The following is a 3,678-nucleotide window of genomic DNA, read 5'->3' as shown; positions in this document are numbered from 1 at the left end:
TGTTTCGAGACCGAGGCCGGGCACCAGCAGGCCGATCTCATGCGCCTCGCCGAGCTCCGTCAGGTAACTCATCGCGGTCCAGAATTCGTCTGGCTGGACATCGAACTCCTCGATCGTCTTGAACAAATCCGACACGACGCGGTAGACGATGCGCTTGATGCGCGGGTCGCCCTTGTCGTCCCCCAGACCGCTGACCTTGGTCAGCAGGCTCTGCACTTCGCGGGTCTCGAGCAATTCGCTCATCGACTTTTCCTCCTGGGTGGGCGTGAAATTCTCAACCGAGGCAGATCATGCGGTTTCGCGGCTTCGGACATTCCAGTTCTGTTCAAGGTTGGAGATCAGCTCGGAGCTGAAACAGCAATATGCCTGCTCGCGAGCATAAACCGAACAATACTGCCGAAATGTATCGAGCGGCTCGAACCCTATACGCAGCGCACGGCGATTGGCGACGAGAGCAGCCTGTCCGGAGCTCAAGACATCCTCACAAATTCGATCGATGGCCAGATCCATTTCGTCCGCTGCAACGATCTTGTCGCAAACGAGCCGGCCCTCGGCGCTTTCGCAGAAAAGCTCCAGTCCATGTTGGATTGCTTGGCGGGCAATGCGCGCTCCTGTGAAGCGAGGGAGTCGAAGGTTTGCCAGCCCCGGAATAATGCCCTCCTTCCGGGCGGGCAGTGTCAGCTTGGTGCCGGCCGACGCCAGGATATAGTCCATGCAGAGCAAGATCTGACAGTGTCCGCCGATCGCGAACGTATCCACTGCCGCGATCCAGGGCTTTTCACAGCCACCCCCATGCAAGTCATCGGGCACGGTGTCGTCAGACGCGACACCACGCAATAGCTTGTGCACGTAGCCCAATTCGCGCGTGATGTACCACAAGAAAGGGATCTTTCCGTGGTAGAGGCGAGTGAGGTTTATGCCAGCGCCAAAGATCCGCCTGCCCGAGTATTTAGCTTTATGCGCCAAATCACCGCGCATGATGGCAACGCCGCTGGCGCGATCGAGCGTCGCGACATCAACCGCCAGCTCGATGCTGTCGATGGTTGTGTCGTCTTCGGCATTTAGAAAACGCGGGTTGGCCGTGGTGAGAAGAACGGCATTTCCCCTGCGTTCAACGCGGGCCGCTCCAAGATCGAGCTTGCCCGAAGCCTGAAACTTCGCGACGAGATCCGCGCTTTCGGCGCGGGGCAACAGCATCGCATGACACAGGTGGGTGCCCAAGTCTCGCTCGGCGAGGACGTGGGAAAGTAAAATGCCTTGGTCGATCTCGAGCCCATCCTTGTCCCCCTGCTTCAGCTTCGATTCCGCGGCGAGCTGCGCTTCAGAGGGCACAAGGCCAGGAAAAGCCTCAGCCGCGGCCGCCACGAGCCGGTCGGCCCGGACGAAACGGGATCGTTGCGCAGTGAGGCTGTCATATAATTGACGGGTGTAGGCGTTGAGAAACCGCTCATGAGACTCCCGCCCCGCGGTCAAGAGTGTCTGTGCGGCGGCTCTTTCTACATCCGATCGGGAGGACTTGGCCGGAAGCGCCGATAGTAGCCGGTACGTCTGCTGCCAATAAGAAATGTATTGATCGAGGTCACGGCCAAAGTCATCCGTCACATGCGGTTGGACTGCCGTCCAGCTCGATACAGATGCTTCCGGCAGCCCGGAGGCGACGAGGGAACTTAGCGCGGATTCCAAGACTATTCCTTCCGTCGGCGATCGATCACGCGGACGGCTTTTCCTTGCGAGCTCGCAATAGCGCCCCGTGCCATCACCTCTACCGTCGTTGTGACGCCCACTCTCGCCTTGATCGCTTGCTCGGCCCTCCGTTCAACACAATCCCGCTCTTCGGTCGTTAAGGCAGTGCGGGCCTCGACCGTCACTCGGACCGTGTCGAGGCGGTCGGGTCGATCCACTTCGATCAGATAGTTTGGCGCCAGAAGCGGGTCCGCTATCAGCGCTTCCTCGATTTGTGTAGGGAACACATTCACGCCACGGATAATCAAGATGTCGTCGCTTCGGGCTCGAATGCGCTCAATGCGCCGCATGTTGGTGACTGTCCCCGGCAGCAGCCGAGTGAGGTCGCGCGTGCGATACCGGATAACTGGCATGGCTTCCCTGGTCAGGGAGGTCAGGACGAGTTCTCCAAGCTGGCCATCCGGCAACACCGCACCGGTCGCTGGATCGATTACCTCAGGGAGAAAATGGTCCTCCCAAATCGTGGGGCCGTCCCGGGTAGCTGCGAACTCCTGGCCAACTCCGGGCCCCATGAGCTCGGAGAGCCCATAGATATCCAATGCCGCCAAGCCCAACCTGCGCTCGATCTCACTGCGCATTGCCTCACTCCAGGGCTCCGCGCCACATAGGGCAAGACGCAAGCTGCAAGAACGTGCGTCGACACCCTGCCGGTCAAACTCGTCTGCAATGGCCAGCAGATAGGAAGGCGTGACGCTTATGATGTCGGGGCGAAAATCGTTGATCAGCTGAACTTGCCGCTCTGTCATCCCGCCGCCAACCGGCACAACGGCACAGCCGAGAGCCTCGGCCCCATAGTGCATACCGAGACCGCCCGTAAAAAGCCCGTAGCCATAGGCTATGTGCATCTTGTCGCGCCGCGTGCCGCCTGCCGCTCGGATCGAGCGCGCCACCAGGCGAGCCCAGGTCTTGATGTCGCGCCTGGTGTAGCCGACCACTGTCGGCTTGCCTGTTGTTCCGCTAGAGGCATGGATCCGCACGACGTCGTCGAGCGGAACCGCAAACATGTCGTATGGGTAGCGATCTCGGAGGTCCGCCTTTGTCGTAAAAGGAAATTGCGCCAGTCCCTCTAAGGAAACGAGATCGTCCGGATGAACTCCGGCCGCCTGAATGGTTCGACGATAGTGGGGAACGTTATCATAGGCTCGGCGAACCACGTTTTTCAGCCGCTTCAGCTGAAGATCCGTGATTTGGCACCTACTGGCGGTCTCGACTACCGCTTCCGACCAAATGAACGCCATCAGGCTGAAGCCCTTTCTGTCCGTCTGGATCAATGATTTCGGGCTGCTCGATGCACGGCTGCGCTGCGGACGCGTGGCGAATTGCTCAACCGAGGTCTCCGCCCGCCACGGGCAAAGTCACGCCGGTGATGTACGAAGCCTCGTCCGAAGCCAGGAACAGGATCGCCGCCGCCTGCTCCTCGGTCGTGCCGTAGCGTTTCATCAGGCTCGACGAGATCGTCTGGTTCACGACCTGGCGGTACCATTCCCCCTCCTGCGCGCTCGGCGCCGCGGCGTTGCGCGGGATGCGCCGCGGTGGGGCTTCGGTGCCGCCGGGCGCCACACCGCAGACGCGAATGCCGTGCGCCGCGTATTCCATGGCGAGAGATGCGGTGATCGCGTTTACGCCGCCCTTCGCCGCCGCGTAGGGCACGCGGTTGACGCCGCGCGTCGTGACCGAAGACACGTTGATGATGACGCCAGCACCGCGCTCCAGCATTCCCGGCAGCACGGCGCGGCAGCACCAGAGTGTCGGGAATAGCGAGCGGCGGATCTCCGCCTCGATCTGTGCCTCCCTGTACTCGGCATAAGGCTTTGCCCAAATCGTACCGCCGACATTGTTGACCAGGATGTCGATGCGGCCGAAGCGCTCCCGTGCCTCATCTATCGCTTCAGTGGCGCCGGAAAAAGTCTCGAGATCGGCGATGATGGCGATCGC

Annotated in this window: 4 protein-coding genes; all 4 read right to left on the bottom strand. The window is 60.9% G+C overall.

The features are described from left to right. Window positions 1-243: dioxygenase (locus VNX23_RS07095; protein ID WP_325628506.1), on the bottom strand; the 243-nt coding region annotated here is incomplete at its 3' end. A gap of 45 nt (window positions 244-288) precedes the next feature. Further along, window positions 289-1,683 carry an enoyl-CoA hydratase/isomerase family protein gene (locus VNX23_RS07090; protein ID WP_325628504.1) on the bottom strand — a complete coding sequence of 465 codons (1,395 nt, stop codon included), beginning with the start codon at window positions 1,681-1,683 and terminating at the stop codon, window positions 289-291. Window positions 1,684-1,685: 2 nt separating this feature from the next. Further along, window positions 1,686-2,981: an AMP-binding protein gene (locus VNX23_RS07085; protein WP_325628507.1), complete on the bottom strand. Its 1,296-nt coding sequence runs from the start codon at window positions 2,979-2,981 to the stop codon at window positions 1,686-1,688. Window positions 2,982-3,066: 85 nt separating this feature from the next. Next, window positions 3,067-3,678: 1,6-dihydroxycyclohexa-2,4-diene-1-carboxylate dehydrogenase (locus tag VNX23_RS07080; RefSeq protein WP_325628502.1), on the bottom strand; the 612-nt coding region annotated here is incomplete at its 5' end.

Origin of the sequence: Bradyrhizobium sp., assembly GCF_035570375.1 — a bacterium.
Taxonomy (GTDB): domain Bacteria; phylum Pseudomonadota; class Alphaproteobacteria; order Rhizobiales; family Xanthobacteraceae; genus Bradyrhizobium.
This window is presented reverse-complemented; position numbering and strand designations above follow the sequence as displayed.